The following is a 25,280-nucleotide window of genomic DNA, read 5'->3' as shown; positions in this document are numbered from 1 at the left end:
CCCGCAGTGTCCAGGAGGACCCCCATGCCTGATGTCTCCGGTTTCAACGTCAACTCGGCCGACGGCCTGTCCAACGATGAAACAGCGATGCTCGACACGCTGAAGACCCTGGACCAGCATCTTCGCGACATGGACGAGGCGGGCCGCAAGGTCAGGGCCATCCAGAGCCAGGTGCGGGGCGCCTACCAGGCTGTTTCCTCGGAGACCCACGCGGCGGGCATCGACGAGTGGCTCAGGGCGCACAGCCGGGTCATGGAGCGCACCCAGTTCTTCCGGGAGGGCACCGCCCTGGCCAACCGGCTCCTCACCGACGCCGAGCACGAGGCGAACACCTACGCCTCCCTGATCAGCGGCACGATCAACCCCGGGTGACCTTCCCCGGCTCTCTCCCCGCGCTCTTCTTCCCCGCTCTCATAACTGCCTCACGAGGAGTTCCTTCATGTCCGTCAAGATCAGCCACCAAGGGGTCCTGGACGCCATCAAGAACATGGACACGGCCCAGCAGGAGATGAAGGAGGCGCTCGCCTGGATGGAGAAGAACTTCGGCGCGCTGCGCGACACCCTGACCGGTCAGACCCGTACTTCCTGGGAGGACTTCCAGGCGGAGCTGGCCCGGATCAAGCTGCAGCTCGACGAGCAGTACGGAGTCGCCCGGACGACTCTCCAGCGGATGCACGCCCGGCAGATCGACGGGGACCTCGACGGCGGGCGCGGCCTGGGCAACCTCCAGGGCAGCTGACCCGACCGACCGAATCGACTTGTGAGGTGTGAGCATGGCTGACGACGCGAATCCGGGCGGCATCTTCCAGTCGACCGACGGTGTCTATCTCAGATACGCCAACCAGGAGATCCCCAGGTTCCGCCGCGACCTCACGGTCAAGCCGGACTATGTGAGCCTGGGATCGAAGATCCCGCTCGCCATCGGAAACCCCGAGAAGTGCGCACAGGCGAAGGCGCTGGAAGGTCAGCTGGAGGCGTATCGCGCGAGCATGCGAACCCGGTACGAGACGGCCATCACGCTCCTGAACAACTTCTCGGCCAGCCTGCGGGACGTCGAGGCCAAGCACAAGGACGCCGAGGACGACTCGACGAGCATCGGTGGTGCCCTTGCCGACGAGTTCTCCGAGATCCTGACCCCGAAGGGAAAGTGAAACCATGGTCGCGGTGCCCCCCGGGATGCCGGCCAAGTGGGAGGAAATCCTCGCCATGTTTCACGACGGCACCACCAAGCTTCCGGACCGGAATCTTGTGGCGGGGCCGGGGTCCAAGCGGTGGATTACCTCAGCGGTGAACGGGGCCTGGTCCGATACCGCTACGAGGAGCGACGGCAAGGACTGGATGTTCGACTCGTATAAGGCATACTATTTTGCCTCCAGATCGGACAAGCCGTACCTCGTTTTCGGATTCAGATATGACTGGAATGAATTCGGCAACGGCCCGGGGCCGTTGAGTGATTTCACGGGGGCCGCCGGGGCCATCTTCGGCTCCGTTTGGGCAGGTACCAACAAGGACACCAATCCGCTGATGTCCCAAAAAGCAGCCGCCGTGTTCAACAATCTGGATCTGTGGACCGGCGGTTGGGCGGTCGAGTTCAATAAGTGGGCCGAGAGCGTGGGGAACGGCTCGGAGGAGCTCCAAGGAAACTCCGCAGCTCTCTTCGAAGCCGTGCTCCTGGCGGTCAAGCGTTCCCTCCTGGAGACACAGTCCTTCTACATGAGTGGCGCAATCAAGACAGACTTGGACGCCGTGGGCACCAAGCTGAAGGCGACCATAGATGTTCTGGCGAAGAATGCCTGGGATTGGTTCGAAAAGCGGGAGGTTGTGCCTGTTGTCGCAGGAGAGACGCCCCGCGAAGCAGGTCCCACCTCCATGCCCTTCACCCACCTCCGCGCCGAGTTTCTGAAGGCGTTGGGAGCCAAGACCTTCACTTCGGCGTACCGGGACACGGTCGACGGTCTGGATTACGAAAGTGTGGAAGGCGAAGCCAAGCTGAGCTGGCTCGCCGAAGTCAAGGCCGGGCTGGACGACGCGTCCGCGCAGACGATGCTCGAACTCGCGACTGCCTACGACAAGGCGAGCGGGGCGCTCTCCGACGCGAACTCTGTCGTGAAGCCGACGTTCACCATCTCGCTGACGCCCGAGGAGCAGAAGGACTTCTACGGTGACGCGGGTGCCGGAGGTGACGGTGGCACAGGCGGTACCGACGACTTCCTCAACAAGTTCAAGGAGATGTTCGGCAACGGCGCGGGCGGTGACGGAGGCGGAGCCGACGGCGGGGGCGGCGGCGGGGATCTGGGCCTCGGTGGCCCGCCACCGGTGACGGGGCCGAGCGGGAGCGAGTCCTCGTCCAAGGGCCCCGGCACGAGCGGCTTCGGCCTCGGTCCGAATCCGATCACCGGCCCCAATGGCAGCACCTCCGGCACGAGCAACCCCCTGGGAAGCGGCGGGCTGCCGGCCGGCTCGCGCATCGACCCCAAGACCGGAGCCGTCACCGACTCCAAGGGCAAGCCGGTCCTCGGTGCGGACGGCAGGCCCCTGGTCGTGCCGCCCGGCTCCACCATCGGCCCCGGCGGTAAGATCATCTCGCCCCCCGGCCCGAAGCCGCCGACGCTTCCGAACGGCTCCACCTCAGGGGGGAACCAGCCGCGTGGCTTCGGGATCGACGCCGAGGGCAACGTCATCGTCCCCAAGGGCACCAGGGTGGACGCCCAGGGAAACCTGATCGGCGCGGACGGCAAGCCCCTGACCAACATGTACGGCGGGAAGCTCACCGTCCCGCCCGGCTCCCGGATCAACGCCGACGGAACCATCAGCGACCCGCAGGGCAAGCACATCACCGAGAGCAGCAACAACCTGAGGACGCGTAACCCCAAGACGCTCGACGAACTGCTCAACGGCCACCGCCGTCCGTCCACGTCGAGTGGTGATCTCTTCGGCGGCTCGAAGGGAGCCACCGAGAATCTGCGCAAGATGGTCGACAGCAACGGCAACCCGGTCCGTGAGCCGACCGCCGTGGTGTCCGGGCTCAGCAACCGCGCCCGTGCCGCCATGGGGCTGCCCGCGATCCCGGCTGCCCCGCCGACTCAGGGCAATGTGTCCACCCAGTCGCTCGGCGCCCTCGGGCGGGGCGGAGCGGGGGGCGGGACGGGGGCCGGCATGCCCTTCATGCCGCCCATGGGCATGGGCGGCGGCGGTGCGCCGGGTGGCGGAGGCAACGGCGGCGACCGGCAGCGCAACGTATGGCTCTCGGAGGACGAAGAGGTGTGGGGCACCGAGCCCGACGCCGGAACGGGCGTGATCGGACGATGAGTTCCGCAGGTGCAGAAGCGGGCGGGATACCAGCCGGGGTACCCACTGGGGCCGAGGCATCCGCCATGCCGCCGGTGCCCGACGACATCCGCGCAGCCGCACGCACCGCCCCCGAGCACTGGTTCGGCACAGTGGACCCCGCGTGGCGCGGAGAAGGCGAACCGCCGCTGTGGGCGGTGATCGGGCAGTGGCGTTCCGACGCCGACGGCGAGATCGTCGAATGGCAGCGAAACGACGAGTACCGGCCGTCGCCCGGCATGCTCGGCTGGCCCGAACCGACCGACGACGTGGATGCCGCCATGCAACTCGCGGCAACCGGCTACGGCCCGGTCGAAGGCGTCGCCATGGCCGTGGTCACGGCCGAACTGGCCGTGCTGACCGCTCCGGGCGGTGGCGCGGTCAGCGCCTGTACCCCGGACGGCGACCCGGTGGTGCTGGTGTTCACCGCGCCCGCCCATCTGGAGCGGGCGGGTGCACTCGCTCATCGGGTGCTGCCCGTCTCCGAGGTGTTCGCACTCGTACCCGAAGGCCAGGACCTGTACCTCAACCCGACGGGCCCCGTCGCCCTGCGGCTGTCCGCGGACGATCTGTCCCGTGCGGTCGATGTCCTGGAAGCGGCGGCGGAAGGCAAGGAGGAGCAGTACTGATGGTGTCGTTCCAGGAACAGGTCGCGGAGGCCATGGCCGGCCTCGCGGAACAGACGAAGAAGATCCAGCAGGTCCAGGAGGAACTGGCCAGGGCATCCGCCTCGGCGACCTCCAAGGACCGGATGGTGACCGCCTCGGTCAACGCTCACGGCGAGATCCTCTCCTTCAAGTTCCACACCGAGGGCTATCGCACGATGCCGGGGGCGCAGCTCGCCGAGGTGCTGAAGACCACCGTCAACGCCGCACGTGCCGAGATGAACTCCAAGGTCAGCGGCTCGGTACGACCACTGATGGGCAGTCAGGAGGAGCTGGCGAGCGGGCTCTTCGGCGGGGGTGAGCTGGACGATCTGCTCGCTCCGCTGCGTGCGATGCAGCCCGAGGGGCTGACGGAGACGGTACTGGGCGGCGGGCGCAAGCCGTCCGCGAACCGGGGCGAGGAGGACGAGTTCTATGGCTGAAACCCTGAGCGTTCCGTCGGATCTCCCGCGACGGTTCACCCAGTTCGGCACCATCGCCAGGATCGTCGGCGAACTGGGCGTCCTCAACGACAACATCAACCTGGAGAACAGGACGGCGGGCGGCCGGGACGATGTGTACGCGAAGGAGTACCACAAGTTCGTCGACTCGACCGGCAAGGGGCTCACCTACGGCCTCGAAGGCCTCTCCGATCTGCTCGAAATGGTCGGCATCAGCGGCAACAACGCCTCGGTGATCCTGAACGACGCCGAGACCGACGCCAACCACATGGCCGCCGGCTGAGCCGGCCGAACTCCGAAGACGCGGCACCACACGATGGCGATTGAGGTTTCCGGGGGATGGGCGACCCTCCTCAAGACTCTGACCGGCATGCCCTTCCCGCAGGCGAACGAGGACACCCTGCGGGTGGTCAGTGACGAGTATCGCCAGATGGCCGAGAAGTTCCGTGAGGTGGAGGAGCTTCTGCGGCAGGTCGTCGTCCGCGTCGACGAGGACTTCGAGGGCGAGACCGCGACGCGGTTCGTTACGTACGCCCGGCAGTTCGTCGAGAGGACGAACGGCAACGAGAGCATCCTCGAACGGGCCTACGAGGACGCCATCAAGCTGTCGAAGAACGCCCACAAGACCGCGGCCGACATCGAGTACACCAAGTGGATGATCTTCGGCCAACTTGCCCTGCTCGTCGTGCAGATAGCCCTGGCCCAGGCGCTGATGCCGGTGACCGCGGGGCTGTCCGAGATCTGGGCGGCCGCCGCGATCGCCGCGTTCCGCTCCATGGCCGTGCTGATCCTCAAGTTCCTGCTGGCCCAGATCATCATGCAGACCATCACCGGCCTCGTCGGCGGCCTGCTGCTCGACTCCATCCTCCAGCTCACCCAGATCGGCCGCGGCGACCGTACGGAGTGGAACAAGGACTTCACCGCGGACGCCGCGAAGTTCGCCGCCATCGGCGGTGTGCTCGGCGGGCCGTTCGCACTGCTGGGCGGCGGGCTCGGCAAGCTGCTCGGCAACCTGGGCGGCAAGGGGCTCGGCAAGATCCTCGGCAATGACGCGGCGAACGTACTGGGCAAGGGGCTGGCCGGGGGCGGCAAGGGAGCGGGGGGTGCCGCAGGCGGTGCGGGCAAGGCCGCGGGCGGTCTCGGCAAGGGAGCGGGCAGCGCGGGAGCAGGCGCGGGCAAGGGCGCAGGCGCGGGTGCCGGTGCCGCGGGCAAGGGCGCAGGCGCCGGGGCCGGTGCCGCGGGCAAGGGCGCAGGCGCCGGGGCCGGTGCCGCGGGCAAGGGCGCAGGCAGTGCGGGAGCAGGCGCGGGCAAGGGCGCAGGCGCCGCGGGCGACGGCGCGGCCGGGGCCGGCGCAAGGGCCGGAGCGGATGCCGCGGGCCAGACGATCTCGGAGGAGTCCGCCCGCAAGCTCGGCGAGCGCCTGGGCAACATCATGGGCCGGACCAACGAATCCCTGAACCATGTGGGGGCGGACGGCGCGAGGGGCGCGGCCGCCGGTGCGGTCGGCCGGGAGGTCGTCAAGGACTTCGCGAACGCCTTCGAGAAGAACCTCGGGGACTCGCTCGGCAACGAGACCGCCCGGAACCTGGGCCGTGAATACGGTGAGGCGCTGGTCAAGAACTGGGGCGGCAAGGCCGACTGGCAGGGGCTGACCCACTCGCTGGACGACGCGCTCAAGCCGTACGTGAAGGACCTCGGGGAGGGCGGGGTGCGTGCCCTCTCGCACGATCTTCCCGGCTCGTTCGTACAGACCATCAGCAGGAACATCGAGGGAAACCTCGGCTTCCGGATCGGCAACTTCGTCGGCGAGATCGCCGGCGAATCAGGTCACGCCGTGGTCACCGAGGGCATGTACAACCTGATCTTCGGGCCCGAGCACAAGTTCACGGTCAGCGGCTGGACGGCGGCCGCGGGCGCGGCGGGCGGCATCATGGGCCGGGGAGTGGCCCACGGCTTCCAGGCCCTGCACCACGCGGTCCAGGGCCCCCCGGCCGCTCCGCCGCCGCGCCCTCCGGTCTTCTCGTCCGACTCGCCCACCCCACCGTCCACCGCGCCCCGGCCGAGCACCGAGTCGAACACGACGGTGCGCGACGGCTCCGGAGCGAGGAACGAAGCCGACAACCGCACGCTCACCGGTTCGGCCTCCGACTCCGGTTCGGACAGCGTCTCGCCGCGGAGCGGCGACGACAACGCATCGGACAGCGAGAGCCTGTACTACCTGGACGTGGACGACTTCTCGGACAGCCGGACGCTGTACTCGAGCGAAGACGACGGGAACGCCGCACCGTACGACCTGACCGAGGCGTCCGCCCCCTCCTTCGCCACCAGTTCGAACGACACGAACCTCACGAACAACAGCAACTCCACGAGCTTCACGGACGACGGCAACTTCACGGACCGCACGAACAACCCCAACGCCGCGGACGACTCCGGGGATTCGACCACCGGCTCCCGCACGCCCGAACCCGTCGCGCCGCCGGACTCGGTACCTGAGCTGGACCTCCTGCTGAACGGCCTCCCGGACGTACCCGAGACGCTGCCCTCCCCGGAGCAGGCACCCGAGAACGTGACGCCGGATCTCCGGGACGTGAACACGATTCTGGAGGGCCTCCCGGACGTACCCGACACCGTGCCGGGCACGGTGCTGTCGCCGGAGGCGGAGCGGCTCCTGGCGGACCTGCCCGAGGTACCGCGCAACGACCTTCCGCGGACGTCCGACGACGGATCGGGCGTGCCATCGTCCAGCCGGACACACGACTCCGGGCCGGGAAACCGGACCACGAACAACCACGATCCCCTCCAGGAACGCCTGGACCGAATCACCGGGCGACAGAACTTCGACGACACGGACTCCGACCTCGCAGCACGGATGGCAAAACTGCGGGAAAGCGGCTCGGACCGCCTCGCCGGCCCCGCACGGGTGGACGAACTCCGTAAGCAGTACCGCGCGGCCCTGGAGGAGGAGGGCACCGACGGGACGACGGACCTCAAGAACGACGGAGCCCTCCCATACAACGGTGCGGGCGGCCCCGCGGCGCCGCCGCGCCCCGTACCGAACGTGTCCACGGCCCCGGGTGCTGGCGTCTCCCCCGGCGGATCCCGTCAGCAGACACCCGCGGGCCCGTCCCCGTCCCCGGACGGGCTCGACGCGCTGTTCCCCGAGATCCCGCGGAACGAACCCGGTGCCGGGCCCTTCGCGGGGGACGAGCCGGACCTCGTGTTCCCGGACGTTCCCGATGCCCCGCCCGGCTCCGAGCCCCCGGCCGGGAGCCGGGCGGAGACGGAGCGGACCGAAAGCGAGAACGACGGGACGGGGGCGGCCACGGATGACCCGCCGAATCCTCTCCGCACGGAGTCGCAGGACGAACTGCCCTTCCGCGACGGCTTCGACGTGCACAACGACGGCGATGTCGATGCGCTGATCACGCGCCTCGACGAACTGGGCGGCGTCACCGACGACCCGGTGACCCGGCTGGAGCAGCTGCCCGTCGTGCCCGAGGGCCCGGCCCGCGCCGAGCAGCGCAGACTGGCCAGGGACGTGGAACGGGAGACCGACGCCCTGCTGTCGGATGCGCGGCGGGTGGGCGTCGACAGGGAGACACGGCGGCGGCTGGGCGAGCGCATCCGGGACGACGTCCGGGCGGGCAGGCACGCCGATGCGGCGGACGGACTGCGGGAACTCGGCGACCTCGTCGCCGAGCACGGTCTCGGTGAACGCCTCCAGCAGTTCCGACGTCATATGGACGGCGGATACGAGGCACGGGCCGCGCAGCTGGGCATGCGCCGTACGGAGTGGCTGCGCCATGCCCTCGACATCGAGCAGTCGGTCCTCGGCGGCGATCCGCGTCGCACGACCCAGCTGCTGGACGAGTTCGAGAACCGGCTCGGCACCCTCGGGTCCGAACTGAGCGCACGCGTTGACAGCACCCCCGAGGCGCTCCGGAAGCAACTCGCCGACAGCCGGCGGGCCGACGCCGAAGAAGCGGGCATGGACCGCGAGCGGTTCCTCGAATGGGAGGACCGCCGGGAACAGGCGGCGACCCCCGAGGATCTGCGCAGGGTGCAGGCCGGCTACGACGCCGAACTGGAGACGTCACGACGGCTCGCGACCTTGCGGGATCTCGGAGCATCCGAGCGGGAGCTGGCCACCTGGAAGAGCCGGTTCGAAGGACCGGGACGGGGAAGCGACCTCGACGCACTGTACGAACGCCGTACGGTCACCCTCGGCAGGGAAGCCGAACTGGCTTCCTACCGGGCGAGGCTGGACTCACTGCGTGAGAGCGGCAACCAGCAGGAGTCCTCACAGCCGCTGCCCCCGCCGCAGGACGGTCCCGGCGACGGCACCCCCGCCCGGGACCGGTCCGGGGACTCCCGGGCGGAGAACGACCGGATTCTGGAGGAGCGGCTCGACCGGCTGCGCGAGGGCACGGACGACACCGGGATGTCGCGCGAGGAGCGGCAGCAGTGGGAAGAGCGGCACGCGAACGCCGAGGACGAGACGGCCAGGCAGGCTGTCGAGCGGGAGCAGCTCGACCGGATGGCGCAGCTGGAGCGTGACCGTCGTCTGAAGACCATCGCGGACGGCGACCCCGAGGGGGCGCAGCGCAGCACCGAGCGCCGTGCCGCATGGCAGAACAGGCTGGCCGAGGCGGCGGACGACCCGCAGGCCATCGACCGGATCCTCGACGGCTACGACGCGGAGACGGCGGAGCTGAGGCGTGAGGGGCAGGAGCGCCTGGAGCGGGAACTGCGCGCTCCGGACCGGCTGCGGGACCTCGACCGTCGTATCGACCGCTCGCTCGACAAGCTGCCCGAAGAGATACGTCGACAGGCCGCCCATGACGCCCGGACACTGGTGGAACGCCTGCGGAACCTGGTCGCACCCGGCGACGGGCCCGGTACCCCCAAGGGGGACGACGCCGTACCGGAGAAGAGCACGGACGTCCAGGACCCGGATCCGGCGGGCACGTCGGGCCCCTCGAACGCAGGACCGTCGGCGACCACGCGCAATCCGGCCTCCCGCACGAACGTCGACGAGGGGGCCGGCAACTCGGCGAAGACCCCGCGGCCGGCCGGCTCCGAGCCGGACCGGCGCGCTCCGGTGCAGCCGGGCGAGCAGCTGATGGAGGCTCCGCGGCAGCTGGACGATGCGCCGGTGTCCGGGGAGAAGGGCGGTGAGAGCCTTCCCTCGCGGGAGCGGGACGACCTGCCGTCGCCGGCCACCCGTCGGGTACGTACGCAGACCGAGGAGGACACCCAGTCCCTCACCGACCCGCGGACCGCTTCGGAATCCGAATCGCACAACGACGTTGCTCTCACATCCGATGACACGTCCGGCCAGAAGGCTGACGCCACGTCCGGACTCAAGTCCGACGACAAGACCGATCACGATGTCGACCGTGATGCGGACGTGCCGTCCGGTAAGAGGCCGGGCAACGACGACGCCGATTCCGTGGCCTCCGTCCCCAGGGGCTCCGAAGGGCCGGCGAAGGCGAACGAGGAGCCGCCGGGCGGTCCTGGCGGTGACGGCTCCGCACCGGCCGGCTCGTCGGGCGTGCGGCAGCCCTCGGCCCGCGACAAGGCCCTGAGCGCCCTCTCGGCGGACGAGTACGAGCAGCGGATGTACCGGGCACGCCGCGACCGTCCGGACCTGACGACCGAGGAGGCCCTCCGCGACGAGGTGTTCCGCCGGATCGAGAACCCGGGCGTGAAGGTGGAGACGACAGCTCTCGCCCCTCCGCTGCTGAGCCACGGTGTGGATCCGCTCCCGCAGGAGGGGTCCGGTCGGTTCGTCACGTTCGACGACAACGCGATGCTGCCGAAGTCGATGAAGGGCCACGGGCACGGACGGATCACCATCCGGGGTGTCGACCTGCTGGCTGATTCCGTCGCGACGCAATGGCGTCTGCGCCCCGACGGGCTCGACGAGTTGAAGCGTGTGCTCACCCAGAGTCCGCATACGCTGCTCAGTCCCCGGACCTTCGTCCTGCCGACCGTGGACGGCGGCCACCGGGAGATCTCCCTCGCGGTGGAGAGCTACGGGAACTGGCGTCGCCATGCCGAGCCATCGGCGTTGGCCACCCCGGACGACGTGGCCGAGTCCGCACCGAGCAAGGACGGCAACAACCGGAACGAGGGCAGTTCGACCACGCCGAAGGCGCAGGAGCCGCAGGCAGAGGCGCCCAGGACCGACACGGCCGAAACCGACGCGTCCAGGACCGACGAGTCGAAGAAGGACGCGACGAAGACCGACGGGACCAAGGCCGCCGACGCCCCCGTCAAGATCGAGACCGAACTCCGCACCCGCCCCGGAGCGACGGAGACCAAGTCGCTGGGCACCTCCCGCGCCTTCGGAGTGGCGGTCCCGCTCGGTCCCTCCGCGGGGACCTTCGGCGCGCTCGGGTCGGTGTCCCTCACCGCGCGGCGCATGGAGGCCGGCTACACGTACACCCAGGAGAGCCGCGCCCAGAGCAGTGTGACCGCGGTCGGCAAGGGCGGCAGTCATCTGCATGTGAGCGACCTGCACATCGTCGTCGAGTCCTCGCACGTCTGGGACAAGAAGGGCCGTGAGCGGCCCGCGGACCAGCAGCGGGCCGGCACCGCCGAACAGAGGCGCTACCGCATCCGGGACGGAGTCACCTGGCGGGTCCCGGACAGCGTCACCGACCCGGCGATCCCGGACCGGCTGCCCACCGCGTTCGTGTTCGCGCCCGGCGCCCGGCCGCACCTGCTCGCGCCGCTGGGCGTCACCACGGAGACCCGGCTGCTGGACTGGGCCCTCAGGAACTTTCCCGAGGCGGCCCCGGGGAGCTTCCTCCGCCACCAACTGGCCGATCTGTTCGGCGAGGAGAGCCTGCGCACCATGATCGCGCAGAGTTCCGGGGAGACGGTGGTCAGCGCCCCGCTCTTCGCCGGTCTGGGCAACCGGTCACTGGGCTCCGTCGAACTCCGGCTGATCCCTGTCGATGCCACGCTGCTCCAGGCATCCGACAAGACCGAGGTCAAGAAGGCCGACGCACAGCGCTCCACCGCCACCACGGAGAAGAAGAACACCCAGGGCGCCGGGATCGGGATCTCCGCCGGCCCTCAGCTCGCGCTGCTCCAGCCCGCGGGCACCTTGAACCTCCAGGTCGCGGGATCGGCGGGCCTGACGACCCAGCGCGCGGAGAGCAGCTACAGCGGCAACACGGCCGAGTCCGTGCGGACGCTCAACAGCCGTGGTCACTCGGGGCTCTACGACGTCCGCTTCCGTGTGGAGCTGCGCAGGCAGGGCGGCGTATGGGAATCGCCCGTTCCGGTCGACCCGACCGGTCGGGTCGACCGGAACGATCCGAACGAGGCAGGTGCCTTCCTCACCGCCACCGTGCAGCTGCCGCGGGCCGACGCACGCAGACTGGCCGGCTGGGACGACGGCACCGCGCCCGTCCCGGACGCCGAAGCGCCCCCCGCCCCCGCGTACCTGTCGCTGTCGAACCCGGCGACGTTCGGCCTGCACGCGGTCCTGGACCTCACGGCGACCCGCGACTCGCAGTCGGTCCCGCCCCAGACATCCCTGACGGACGAACTGGTCGACCGCCTCCGGGCCGGCCTGCACCACGCCTACCCCGACCTGGTGCTTCCGCCCCGGGCGGACACCGCGGTCACCGGCGACCGCAACGGCGGCAGCGACCGGACGTACAACAACGCGGTGCGCAACACCCATCTGCTGCGCCAGGCGCTCTCCCGTACGGTGCTGGAGGGCTCGCTCGACCGCCTGACAAGCACCGGACTGCGCATCCAGCTGGAGCAGCTCGACTCCGTCAACAAGCGGTACGTCGTGCTCACTGTGCGCGCCGAGGCGACGGATCGCCGGTTCGTGGGCACCCACCACGACCTGGGTCTTGCCAACAACGTCCTGTCGACCCGCCGCGCGGACAGCGCGACCACACGTACTCACGGCTGGTCGGTCGGCGTCGACGTGGGACTGACCGGGATCGAGCGCTTCGGGGGCACCGGCAGCATCGGCTACCGGTACGGCAGGCAGACCGCCTACGGCATGACGTACGGTCCGACGCTGACCCCGGACGGCGGCATCACCAGTTCCGGGTCGCAGCACCTGTGGTCGTACAACCTGACCTTCGCGGCGGAGGCCACCAGTTTCACCCGGCCGCGCCAGATCGCACGGACCATGACCGGCGAGCTGCTCAGTACCCGGTGGTTCGTGAAGCAGGCGGCCGGGAGCGTCGATGTCCTGACCTCCGGGCAGGCCGGCGGACAGGCCGCCCAGGCCCCCGTCACCGGCCGTGTCACCCTCGCCGTACCCGCGTCGCTGTCCGTCCCCTCCGTCCTGCCGGTCAACCGGCCGGAGACCGTCCCGGCGCCCGTGCCCGTGCCGATGGACCGGGCCATGGCCGAACTGCTCTCCTCCGGGAAACCCGTCTCCACGGATGACTGGACGCCCCACGCGCTCTTCGACGGCCTGCACTCCGTGCAGGGCGTCACCTCGCCCGAGGTCGTGCTGCACCACCTCAAGGAACTGCTCGCCTCCGTCTCCGGCAAGTCCTGGATCTACGGCACCGACGGGACCCCCGCCTCCGGCGCCCTGGCCGAGGCGTTCGCAGTCGGCCGCAACGAAGCGGACTTCAGCGACGCGGCGCAGACGGGCAAGCACGTCAGCGACCTGTTCGGGCGGACGGCCGTCACCGACATCACCGCGTCGGTGAGCGCCTGGCCCCAGGTGCGCGGGACGCGCGTGCTCGCCGTCGTCGACTCCAGGGACCTGGCCCTCTCCAACATCGGCTCCGGAACCAGCGGGGCGGGGCACTCGGTCGCCCACGTCCGCAGTCACACCATCTCGTCCCTGCTCGCCTTCCGGGCCAAGCACACCGACGCGTTCCAGACCGCCGGCACCTACGGTCTCGCCGCGTCGCCGTACCAGCGCACCAGCACCGCTACCACCGCCGAGACCTTCTCGGCGAACCCGGCTCACACGGTTCAGTGCACCGGACCGATGGTCCTGGTCAGCGCCGATGTGGCCTGGCACCTCGCGGCCCGCTCCCAGCCGTCCGGTCTGCTCCAGGCGCCCATGGAACTGATGCGTGGACGGCCGCCCCAGGGCCGGATCGTGGAGATCCCCGACGGTCTGCTCGTATGGTTGCCGCTCGCCGAGGCAAGGAAGGCCGGTCTCTTCGACGACGGTCTCACCGCTGCGCCGCCCCCGCAGCTCTACACCGCCGTGGATGCGGCCGCTCATGCCACGCTCACGGTCGGCCGCCTCGACATGGCACCGGCGATCAGCGCTTTCACCAACCGCCTGCTGGAAACCCTGCCCAAGCACAAGAGCTGGCTCGGGCCCAGGAGTCTGCTGGCCGACCAGCTCGGCGGCCTGGCGCGGCAGATGACCACTTTGTCGCCGTCCGGTATGCGCGCCCTCCAGACGGGCATGGAGAACGGCGGCACCTCCCTGCGGCTGGCCCGGAACAAGATCGGGCCTGCCAAGGACGCCAGTCTCACAGTGACCCTGGAACGGTCCGGTTTCACCGCCGGTGCGCTGCGCCACGACGTGAAGCCCACGATCACCCGGCCCACGTCCACGGCGGAGACAGTCACGGAGAAGCTGGCGCGCGGGTACGAGGCCGGTTACCGGCTCGGCGAGGTGCCCACCGTCCTGGGCCAACCGGGTCTCCGGAGCGGCGGCTTCACCCTCGACGACCGGGTCGGATCCACCCGTTCGTCCTCCCTGGCACACGCGGTCACCGACGCCGTCAGCGCCCAAGTCGCCTTCGAGGGCCCCGTGGTGACCGGTCGGACGGGGTTCGACGTCACCTTCACCCTGGAGCTGCCCGACGGAACAGTGGTGAGTGACACGTACCCCGTCGGTGACGCCGAGGTGGTGCTGCCCCTGAGCCTCGCCCGACCTCGGACGACCGAACAGCGGACCACTGAACCGCGGACCGGACCGTCGGTGGCACGCACACCCCGGGAAGCCGCGCGCCCAGTACTGCTTCCCCCGGACCAGCAGCAGGCCGTGGCACTGCGGGAGCGCAACGCGGCGGGCAGGAAGCTGTTCGCGGCCGGTCCGGAGAGCGTCGTCGTCACCACTGTGGGCGGCATCACCGTTCTCCGGGACGCCGCGGCGTACGCCGTCGACCTCGCCGTCAAGGGACGCGGCGCCACGAGCGACACCGCGACGGCCATGCCCGCGGGCGGCAATGGCCGCTATGTGCGCAGGACGGAGCTGACGCGGCCCGGCACCGCAGCCGGTGAAGCCCTCAAGGGGGCCATCAGCACCGAGGTGCTGAGCGCCTACCTGCCGCAGATGGTCCGCGACAGCCTGACCATCACACTGCACGACACCACGTCGACGATCGGCGGGTCGGACGCGAACCTGAAGATCTCCGCGGACGTTGATCTGTCCGGGGCCCGTCTGCTGGCGGTGGACCCGCAAGCGGGGCTCGGCGGCAGCCGCCGGACCATGGACAACGACACCTACACGGGTGACACCACCGAAGCGCACATGCCGGCAATGACCGCGGGACCGGGCTTCCAGACGCAGCCCCTGGTCCAGACCACTGCCGCCGTGCCGGGCTGGGCGGACTCCGACGCGGCAGGCGGTGCCGCCGACCGCCGGACCTCCGCGCTGACCACGCTCAAGCCCTTCGCCGGCGGCGCCGTACTCGTCCAGGCACCCCTGCGCGTACTCCAGACGGCGAAGGCATCGCACCGCATCGCGGACCTTCCGGTCGTCCCGTCCGTCCTCAGGTCCGGGTCCCGGCCGCCGGTCACCGTCGAGCACACGGTGCAGGACGGGGTGACGATGTGGGTGTCCTTCGACGTCGCCCGGGAGCACGGACTGCTGCCACCCGAGGTCGAGGCCGCCGCGGTCACCGTCAAGGAGCAGACCAAGAAGTACATCGAGGCCGCCGAGAAGGCCGAGACGGCCGAGCGGCGCCTGCGCGCACTCGACGGCGAGGCCTCCTCCCTCCGGACGGAGCTCCGGCGCCTCCTGGAGACGCCGACTCCCACCGGCACGGACGTGGCCACGGCGCGGGAGCGGCTCGCCACGGCCCGCTCACGGTACGCCGAAGCCCAGCAGGACCTGGTCAACCATCGTCGCGACCTCGCGACCGCAGAGCAGCGCCTCGCCGGTGCCTCCGAGGCCGCCTGGAAGGCGGTCGAGCACTACACGATCACCGGCCCCCGTCCCTCCGGTACGCCGCCGGTCACCTGGAGCGAACCGGCCGCGGCCGCGGCCGTCGACGATGTTCCCGTCATGGTCGCCGGCTACCCCCCGCTCGCCGAAGCCCTCGAAGCCCTCGAAGCCCTCGAAGCCACGGTGCCCCACGCGGGCCCGGCCGCCGGGCTCACCGGACTGCCGCACCCGGTCACACGGCAGGACGTCCTCGCCCGCACGGAGTTCTGGCTGGGCGACGCCGGACCGCTGCCGGACACGGACGCCGTACGCCGGGAGCAGACCAAGGCTGCGGGCTGGGCACAGCGCCTGCGGGTCGCGGACGCCGCCTACCGGTCGTCGCTGGAGGCCGTACGGACCGCCCGGCACACCGTGGAGGCCGCCCAGCTGCGGGAGGCCCGAGCCCGGAAGACACCGGACCGGGAGGTGACCGCGGGGCGGTTCGACGCGGTCGATGCCGAGCTGCGGGACGCGCGGTCGGCGTATGACGGGGCGGTCGCACAGTTGACTGCCGACTACCGCGAACTCGCTCTGGTGCAGACGAACTTCGACTCGGTGGACGCGTCCACGCGCCAGGTTCTGGAGCCGCGGCCCGAAGGAAGCGTCCCCCGCGTCGTCACCCCCTGGCACCCCGCGCCGGAACCGGAGGGCTACATCCGTCCGGCCGACGCGACATCCGTCCCCGACCCGTACATCGCCCAGGGCAAGGACACCGAGGGCCGGCCCGTCGCACTGAAGGCGCCGGACGGCCGCGTCCTCCACCTCGTGGAGCCGCCCTCCGTCGGACCCGCGCGCCTCGATGCCGGTACGAGTTTCCACCGGTCCCTCCTGGACGCGGTCGAGCGCGCCCATCCGGGGCTCCTCGCCGAGCTGGGGCTGCACGCGCGGGGCAGGAGCCTTTCCGCCGCTGATGTCCAGCACTTGAGGGAGCGGCTCGCCGACCGCCTGATGGCGGACCGCGACGAACTCGCGGAGTTCCTCGCCATCGATCCGCAGGAGCGGTTCACCCCACAGGAGCTGACCGACGCGGGTATCACGCTCAGCGCGGCGCAGGCCGCCGAACACGTCGACTCGCGTGGACGTCTCCCGGACACGGTGGCCGCCGGGCTGACCCCCGACCAGCGTCTGGAACTGGCCCGTACGACACTGCTGCGGTCCGGCGACGGGCGGATAGGCGACCGCAAGGACGCCGGCTGGAACCACTCCGCGGGCGACCTGGCGGCGCTGCTCGCGGCCCGTGTGCTCGGGGTCCCGGTGACCGTGGTCCTGTCGGACCTGAACCATCTGACATTCAGCGCTCCTGGAACGGGCACGGGAGGGAACACGCGGTCGGGCGTGGTGCTGCACATGGCGGACGACCGGTACCGGCCCGCCGTCCCTCTCGTGACGGACGACCTGCTGCTCAACGCCGACTCGGAGATCACGCAGCAGCCGGCCGGCCCGGTTTTGTCCCGGAGCACCGCGACCGCGTCGGCCGGCGATGCGTCTCCTGCCGGTCCGGTCCACTACGTGGGCGCCGGTCTCGGTCCGTCGGCCGTGGTCCCCAAGGAACTCAACTTCGTCTGGCTGGGTGGCGAACTGACCGACGGTGCCCGCGCCAACCTCCGGACATGGGCGGCCAAGGCAGAAGAAGCACAGTGGAAGCTGACGATCTGGACGGACGAGGGCGGCCGGCGCAACAACAAGGAGTTCCTCACGGGCCTGGCCGATTCCGGCACCGTTCATCAAGGCCGGGTCGAGGACCTGTTCAAAAAGGACAAGACCACCGGCGCGGAGAAGCTGCCCTCCAAGGTGTCCAAGCTCTACGAGGCCGCGCGCAAGCAGAACAGCTTCGCGATGGCCTCCGACATCGCCAGGTACGCCCTCCTCCACAAGCACGGCGGGGTCTATCTCGATGTGGACCTGGGCCCCGGAGAGGTCGTACTGCGCCCCGAGGGCGTCACGATGCCCAGGGGCGACGACACCCTGCCGATGTTCGGACCCATGCTCCGCGACCCCAACAGCGTCCGGAAACTGCTCCGACTCGAAGAGAACGCACCCGTGACCGCGGACCACATCCACCAGGCCGCCGAAGTCGCCTACCAAGAAGGACGCTTCGGGAACCAGTTCATCGTCACCCACCCCCGCAGCCGCTTCATGAAGCAGGTTCTGGACAACCTCCCGGACATCAACAACAAGGACGCCTACGCCAGGGGTGTCCTTGAGCTGGCCATGAAGTCGAAGAACGTGGGCGCCAGCACCGGTCCGATATTCCTCCTGCGACAGTTCAACGAGCACATCAAGTCCCTCGACACCACACACACCCCGAACCTCAGGTTCGGGCCGCCCCCCGAGTTCCGTGTCCGGACGGACCAGTGGACGGACTGGACCCGCCTGGACTGGCTGACCGAAGAGAGCGAGAACCAGGAAACCCCCCAGACCACGTCCGCACCCGCCCGGAGCCAAACGCTGGCCAAACGCCTCGGCGACACCGTCAGGACAATCAAGGGCTCCATCCGATGGGGCAGCGGCAGGTCCGGTTCGGACACAGCACTGCTACCGAACAACGGAACACTCCTGACCGGCCTCGACCCCGCACCACAACGCCTGGAACAGGACAACGGGACACCGAAGGACGAACTCGTCGGCAACGACGGCCGGAAAATCACCTTCGCACAAGCACGCCAGAACCTTCACACCATCCGCGACGCCACCGGCGAGGTCATCGGATACGCCTCGCACAGCGACCGGGACTGGGCCCCACGCAACGACTTCTACAAGAAGTACCGCGCCGACGAGACGTCCTTCAAGGCCTACCGGACGACCGACGACGGCAAGTTCGTCCCCGTGGCCGAGGACGAGACGTCGCCCCGCACGGTTCCCTGGCGCACCGGCACGAACGCCCCGGCCGGGCAGCGGACACCCGAACCTGTCTTCTTCGACGCGCACGGCTCCCAGGACGGCGTCAAGCTCCACATCGCCGGCGACCTTCCGCTCGAGGTGGACGGTGCGCAGTTCGCGCGCTTCATGGAGTCCCTGAGTGATCCCGACCAGCCTCCGGCTCCGGTGGTGCTCGTGGCCTGTGACACAGCGAGCGTCCGCTCCACGGATGGTGGAAGCGTCGTGCGGGACGCGGCACGGGCGGTGCCCGGACGCCGCTGGTACGCCCCCGATGTCGCGGTCGGCCACGTGGGACCGCCGACCGGAGCCGCCGCGGGCGGGGCAACCGGAGTGCTGGCCCTTCTCCAGGACCGGACGACCGGGCGCCAGGGCCGGTGGGTGACCGCGAGCGAGCCCACCGCACTCGAAACCCTCCTCACCCGGGAGAAAGAACAGACCCACCAGGACACCGGCGACGGAACGAAACTCCCGGACAGTCAAGGTCCGGGCCTGCTGCTCAACGCCGACTCGGAGATCACGCAGCAGCCGGCCGGCCCGGTTTTGTCCCGGAGCACCGCGACCGCGTCGGCCGGCGATGCGTCTCCTGCCGGTCCGGTCCACTACGTGGGCGCCGGTCTCGGTCCGTCGGCCGTGGTCCCCAAGGAACTCAACTTCGTCTGGCTGGGTGGCGAACTGACCGACGGTGCCCGCGCCAACCTCCGGACATGGGCGGCCAAGGCAGAAGAAGCACAGTGGAAGCTGACGATCTGGACGGACGAGGGCGGCCGGCGCAACAACAAGGAGTTCCTCACGGGCCTGGCCGATTCCGGCACCGTTCATCAAGGCCGGGTCGAGGACCTGTTCAAAAAGGACAAGACCACCGGCGCGGAGAAGCTGCCCTCCAAGGTGTCCAAGCTCTACGAGGCCGCGCGCAAGCAGAACAGCTTCGCGATGGCCTCCGACATCGCCAGGTACGCCCTCCTCCACAAGCACGGCGGGGTCTATCTCGATGTGGACCTGGGCCCCGGAGAGGTCGTACTGCGCCCCGAGGGCGTCACGATGCCCAGGGGCGACGACACCCTGCCGATGTTCGGACCCATGCTCCGCGACCCCAACAGCGTCCGGAAACTGCTCCGACTCGAAGAGAACGCACCCGTGACCGCGGACCACATCCACCAGGCCGCCGAAGTCGCCTACCAAGAAGGACGCTTCGGGAACCAGTTCATCGTCACCCACCCCCGCAGCCGCTTCATGAAGCAGGTTCTGGACAACCTCCCGGACATCAACAACAAGGACGCCTACGCCAGGGGTGTCCTTGAGCTGGCCATGAAGTCGAAGAACGTGGGCGCCAGCACCGGTCCGATATTCCTCCTGCGACAGTTCAACGAGCACATCAAGTCCCTCGACACCACACACACCCCGAACCTCAGGTTCGGGCCGCCCCCCGAGTTCCGTGTCCGGACGGACCAGTGGACGGACTGGACCCGCCTGGACTGGCTGACCGAAGAGAGCGAGAACCAGGAAACCCCCCAGACCACGTCCGCACCCGCCCGGAGCCAAACGCTGGCCAAACGCCTCGGCGACACCGTCAGGACAATCAAGGGCTCCATCCGATGGGGCAGCGGCAGGTCCGGTTCGGACACAGCACTGCTACCGAACAACGGAACACTCCTGACCGGCCTCGACCCCGCACCACAACGCCTGGAACAGGACAACGGGACACCGAAGGACGAACTCGTCGGCAACGACGGCCGGAAAATCACCTTCGCACAAGCACGCCAGAACCTTCACACCATCCGCGACGCCACCGGCGAGGTCATCGGATACGCCTCGCACAGCGACCGGGACTGGGCCCCACGCAACGACTTCTACAAGAAGTACCGCGCCGACGAGGCCCTGTTCGCGCACTATCGGCCCACGGAGGAAGGGGGTGCCGTACTCGACACCGACAGCGACCCGGACTCCCCGGCCAACAAGGTCCCCTGGCAGACCGGCGCACCGGTACGGGACGCGAAGGAGCCGGTCAGGCCTCTGTTCTTCGACGCGCACGGCAGCGAGAACGGCATCGAACTCCATGTGGTGGGCGAAAAGCCGCTGGTCGTCGACGGTGCCCGGTTCGCGCGTTTCATGGAGACGCTCAGGGACCCGGCGCAGCCCCCGGCTCCGGTCGTACTGGTCGCGTGCGAGACGGCGAAGATCCGCAGTGGCGACGGCGGAAGCGTGGCGACGGACGCGGCACGTGCCGTATCGGGACGTCTCTGGTACGCGCCCGACACCGAGGTCGGCCATGTCGGACCGTCGAACGGCTCCGACGGCGTCAGAGGTGTGCTGGGCCTGCTCGCGGACCCCGTCGCACAGCGCCGCGGTACGTGGATCGTGGCGGGAGAGTCACCCGAAACCGGCCCGGCCTTCGTCCCCGACACGCAGGGGGAAGCGGTGCCGCCCACCACCACGTTCTCGGACATGATCTTCGAAACCCTCAACTCCGCCTCGCAGAACAGTGCGGAGCAGGTGATGTCCGACGACCTGGCGCAGAGCGGCCCGGAGGCCGATCAGACAGAGCCCGCGCCACCGGCGCCCCACGCTTCACCCTCGTCGGGGGAGTCCTTCCGGGCGACTGCGGAGATCGCCTTCGGGGAGGGTTCGAAGCGCCCGCGGGAAGACCAACTGACCAGGATCGAGGTCTTCTCGGCGTCGGTCGCCGCCGAAGCGGTGCGCCGGGCCACCCACGACGAGAAGCCGCTCCGGGTGTACGTCGAAGGAGGCGGGAACGGCAGCAAATGGCAGTCGCTGCGCGGAACGCCGAGCAGAGCCGACACCGGGTTGGAGCGTGCTCAGTCGGTGTGGAACGTGCTGCGCAGCCAATTGAACGAGGAGATCTCCCGGCTGTGGAGCGGAGATCCGGATACCCTGACCGCCACTTCCCTGCTCCAGGCGCCCCGGTCCCGGGGCCAGGGCGAGTCCGCCGCCCCGGTTCCCGGGACGCCCATAACGTCGCTGACCGCCGCGGAGGCTCGTGCGGCCCGTCGTACGGTCCGGATCTGGGCGGCGGCCGACGGGCCCGCACGCGTACTGCGGTTGCTGGCGCACGACGGGACGCCACTCGACGCCGACCGGCGCGAGGCGCTCATGGACTACGTCGACGAGTCCGTGAGGGGTGGCCAAGATGCCCGGGTCCGACTCCTGCTGCGCCGATTGGAGCTTCAGAACCTTCACGTACTGCGCGGTGAGCTCGAATCGCGCTACGCGGAGCGGGTTGCCGAGATCGCAACGCCCGCCGGTACGCTCACCCCGGTGCCCAAGGACGTTCACTTCTTCTGGATGGGCGAGGAGCCCAGCGCGGCGGCGTTGAACAACCTTGAGGCGTGGGCACGATCGGCCGGGGGCAGGTGGCAACAGCACCTGTGGACCGACGCGACCTACGCCGAGTGGAGCGGACCGGTGCGCACGCGTCTTGAGCAGATCGTCACCGTCCACCAGGATTCGCTTGATTCCCTGCGCATGGCGGACCGGCCGCAAGTGCTGGAGGTCTACGAGACAGCTGTGGCGAATGGGGCCTACAACCTGGCCTCCGACATCGCGCGCTACCTGATCCTTGAGCGGATCGGTGGGGTCTACGCCGACGTGGACCTGCATCCGGGAACCGTGGATCTGTCCTCGATGGAAGCGATCACCATGCGTTCGGGGGATCTTCCCCTGCTCGCCCCGCGCGTGCGGGACATGGCCAGCGTCGCCGACGCGCTGGCCACGGCAGGGGTGGACGCTCCCGCCGTCCGGAACGAGCAAGTGGATCTGGCGGCGCGGCTTCGGTGGGAAGCGGGCGTCCTCGGCAACCACCTCATCGTCGCGCCACCGGGATCGGAGTTCATCACCTCGCTCCTGGACGCGATTCCCAAGAACTTCGCCGCCCTGCGGAAGCACATGGAGGTGTCCTCCGCGGATGCGTCGCAGTTCGCCGAGGAGCTCAAGAACCTGGCACCGCAGATCAGTGGCCCCGCCATGATCGAGGACCGGATCCCCGGTGGCGAAAAGTTCCCTCCGCTTCAACGGTTCGCCATGAAGGCGGGTGCGGAAGGGGTTGCCGAGTTCGATGGTTCCTCCTATCCGACATTCCAGCGGAAGGAGGCGATAGCGCTGTTCTCCCCCCGCACGCTGGAGGCTTTCCAGGGAATCCACTGGGTCACCGCGGAAAGTGAGCGCCAGCTGGACGGACCGGTTGCCGAGCAGCCGGCGGCAGGGCCTTCGGTCAGCATGGCGCCGCCTCATGTTCCCGACGACTCGTCAGATGCACAGGTGCTGAGTCGTCCAGCTCGCCAGGTGCCTTTCCCCGCCGACCCCTCGACCTGGGTGGAGCGCCGGAAGGAGGTGCCGGCGGGGCATGTCGGGCGTCTGCATGTCGAGAGGTTCGACCCGGCCGTCGACGCCATGAGCCGCCACCGTGTTCCCGGCACGCTGGCCGGCTCGCAGACCCTGATGCGCGCCGAGGTCTCCCGCATCGAGGCCCACAACGGCACATGGGTGCGCGACCATGTCGTGACGCTCCCCGTCCGCCTGGCCGGCAGTGGCTTGTCCGAGCAGGATCTGGCCGGCCTCCGGGCAGGCGTCCAGGGCGCGCTGGACGAGCACTTCAACGCAGTCGGCTACGCGCTTCCGCGCTCCGGTGATCAGTTCAATGTCGATCTGCGACTGGTCCATGACGACGATCACCCCGAGCATGTGATCGTGAGCCGGTCCGACAATCCCGGTCGCTCCGACCAGCGGCACTGGAACCTCGGACCGCCCGCCGAGGACCACAGGTATCTGCCGGTGATGATCCACGAGGTCTTGCACTACCTGGGCCTGCCCGACGAGTACCGGGACCGGGACTTCCTCTTCCGCCGGAACGCGGACAGCGGGGCCGTCCACACCGATGGCTTGATGGCCGACACCGCGCGCCTGGCGCCGCTGCCGGAGCGCTATCTGGCCGCCATCGAGGACACGGTCGACCTCAGCACCGTCTTCCACGACCACCCCCTCACCGCCCCGGGCGAGAACCCCGCAGTCCGGCGCGACCACCGCCCCACCACCGACCCGGCCCTTGACCGCTGGCCCACGTCACGCTCACCCGGTAACCCCGCTGACACTCCGACGACGGCAACGCCGGACGCCCCCCGGGCCGACGGCCGCGGGGCCGGGGACAGCGAGATCGTCGACAGTTGGCGGGCTCTGTCTACGCTTCCGCGGGCGCGGCGCTCCAACACCCTGCGGCGCATCGACACGGCTGTCCAGGAGTGGGCGAACGGAGGCCGGCAGCTGCCTGGTGCCCATGACATCAACCAGCGTCAGCTGGGGGCCATCCTCGATGCCGTGGAGGCGTGGAAGTCGGGCAAGAACGGCCCCAGCGACCGTGCCGGGGCGGTCGACCGCCTCACCGCACACGTCCGGTCCGAGCAGGACGATCTGCACCAGCGCATCGCCGAGCGGGCGCACCAGGCACAACTTCTCGACCGGTACACCCGCATCCATCCCGATGTGAGCGACTTCGCGGGCCGACGGTTGCCGGACCGGGTCGATCCGGCGAACAACCCCACGCACGACATCTTCACCGGCGACCGCACCCACCACGGCGCTCTGTCGGACGACGCACTCGATGCCGCCGATGAGCTCTCGCGCCGGCAGTTGGCGGCCAAGCGGGATCAGGCGGCGGCCGGTGGGGTGACCGTCGACGCCGGTGTGTCCGCCGAGCGTGTACGGGAGTTGATGGACAGCGCCCGCAACGACCTGACCCGCTCCACGCTCTACCCGGAACTCAACTCCTATCTCGACCGGGCCGACCAGACCGAGGCGCTCGACACCGGCTCCCACCTCGGGAAGCTGACGCCGGTGGTCGAGGACGTCCACGGCACGCAGGTCACCATCCACGGGGACCCCACGGACAGCCTCCGCGACGCTCGGATCGACAACTTCCGCAAGGCCGTCATCACAGTGCAGGAGGCCGGCTTCCACGTACCCGATGTCGAACTGCACCTGCCCAAGTACGGCCGGTTCCTGGAAGTCCACAACGACGTTGTCGCCGAGCGGAGCGGGGGCCGGCTACAGCGCGCCGAGTACCTCGCACCCAACGCGGTGATCGCCTCGCCCGATGTCGTCGGCAATCCGCTGACCAACAAGCTCGCCGGCCATCGGTACCGCTACCTCTCCACCGAGCTCGACCCCTCCGGCGTCGGCACGATGGTGCATGAACTGGGCCACTTCCTGCACTACGCCAACGCCCGCGCCCAGTACCATGATCTGGCCTTCACTCAATTCGCCGGCCGCAGCGGACAGGGCGGCGACGCCGTACCCCATCAGGCTCTCGCCCTCGGGGTAAGCGCCTACGCCGCCGGCAACCCCCGCGAGTTCGTGGCGGAGGTCTTCACCGGGCTGGTGTACGGGAAGCCGTTCTCGCCCGAGGTCATGCGGATGTACCACGGGCTCGGGGGCCCCGATCCAACTCCACGGAAGGACGTCAGGTCTCCTTCGGCCAGCTCCGCGGAGGCTCCAGGTGATGCGTGACACCGACGGCCGGACGCTGGGCCACGCGTCGCCGGCGGGGATCCGCAGGGGGCGACGGCGGGAGCACCGACACCATCGAAATGCTCGATACCCTGGATGCCAGGAAGTTGTCGGGCCCGGCGTCCTCGGGGCCGATCCCCCTGCTCCGGGTAGTCAATGTCCACCTGCGTGATGCGTTCGGGGTGATGAACCACGTACGCGGCGAGTTCCCGCGGTCCCGGCGCCAGGGAGGACACGTGCACGACGCCATGGACTGGCCGGCGGCCGAAAACGGGAACCAGGGTT

At 69.6% G+C, this 25,280-nt stretch carries 8 protein-coding genes; all 8 read left to right on the top strand.

Translation table 11 applies throughout. From position 1 onward, the window contains the following. The first annotated feature begins 24 nt into the window (after positions 1-24). Complete coding sequence (locus ACIRJP_RS11630; protein ID WP_404171428.1) at positions 25-372, top strand: hypothetical protein; 348 nt, start codon at positions 25-27, stop codon at positions 370-372. A 67-nt stretch (positions 373-439) separates the two neighbouring features. After that, a complete protein-coding gene (locus ACIRJP_RS11625; RefSeq protein ID WP_404171425.1) occupies positions 440-739 on the top strand; it encodes a hypothetical protein in 300 nt (99 codons plus the stop codon). 34 nt (positions 740-773) lie between these two features. Next, entirely contained in the window at positions 774-1,151 is a 378-nt protein-coding gene (locus ACIRJP_RS11620) for a hypothetical protein (RefSeq protein ID WP_114247093.1), read from the top strand. Positions 1,152-1,524: 373 nt separating this feature from the next. Continuing rightward, positions 1,525-3,309, top strand: a complete 1,785-nt coding sequence (locus tag ACIRJP_RS11615; RefSeq protein WP_404171421.1) for a hypothetical protein — start codon at positions 1,525-1,527, stop codon at positions 3,307-3,309. A 65-nt stretch (positions 3,310-3,374) separates the two neighbouring features. Further along, entirely contained in the window at positions 3,375-3,956 is a 582-nt protein-coding gene (locus ACIRJP_RS11610) for a type VII secretion system-associated protein (protein WP_404171418.1), read from the top strand. Beyond that, on the top strand, positions 3,956-4,414 hold the full coding sequence (locus tag ACIRJP_RS11605) for a YbaB/EbfC family nucleoid-associated protein (protein WP_404171415.1): 459 nt from the start codon (positions 3,956-3,958) through the stop codon (positions 4,412-4,414). The genes ACIRJP_RS11610 and ACIRJP_RS11605 overlap by 1 nt, the downstream gene beginning before the upstream one ends. Beyond that, on the top strand, positions 4,407-4,715 hold the full coding sequence (locus tag ACIRJP_RS11600) for a hypothetical protein (RefSeq protein WP_404171412.1): 309 nt from the start codon (positions 4,407-4,409) through the stop codon (positions 4,713-4,715). The genes ACIRJP_RS11605 and ACIRJP_RS11600 overlap by 8 nt, the downstream gene beginning before the upstream one ends. An 87-nt stretch (positions 4,716-4,802) precedes the next feature. Next, entirely contained in the window at positions 4,803-24,995 is a 20,193-nt protein-coding gene (locus ACIRJP_RS11595; RefSeq protein ID WP_404171409.1) for a glycosyltransferase, read from the top strand. The last annotated feature ends 285 nt before the right edge of the window (positions 24,996-25,280 follow it).

It is taken from the genome of Streptomyces sp. NPDC102437, assembly GCF_044765565.1.
GTDB lineage: Bacteria > Actinomycetota > Actinomycetes > Streptomycetales > Streptomycetaceae > Streptomyces.
Note: the sequence above shows the minus strand (reverse complement) of the source record. Positions and strands in the feature narration are given on the sequence as shown.